The following is a 239-nucleotide window of genomic DNA, read 5'->3' as shown; positions in this document are numbered from 1 at the left end:
CCTGTCGGCGTCGGAATCATCGGCGCCGGTGTCATCAGCAAGGAATACCTCACCAACCTCACGTCCTTTCCGGACGTGAAGGTGCACATCGTGGCGGATCTTTTCGAGGATGTGGCAGCCGCACGTGCGGCGGAGTTCGGCATCGGCGAATCCGGCGGCGTCGACGCGGCCCTGAACCACCCCGACGTCGAGATTATCGTCAACCTCACCATTCCGGCAGCCCATGTGGAAGTCGCGAC

At 62.8% G+C, this 239-nt stretch carries 1 protein-coding gene; it reads left to right on the top strand.

The window, feature by feature from the left end; all coding sequences use genetic code 11:
• A partial coding sequence (locus SB754_RS22735) for a Gfo/Idh/MocA family oxidoreductase (protein WP_410784532.1) occupies positions 1-239 on the top strand: 239 nt, incomplete at both ends.

The sequence above is a fragment of the Leifsonia sp. SIMBA_070 genome (assembly GCF_046534635.1).
Classification (GTDB): Bacteria; Actinomycetota; Actinomycetes; order Actinomycetales; family Microbacteriaceae; genus Leifsonia.
This window is presented reverse-complemented; position numbering and strand designations above follow the sequence as displayed.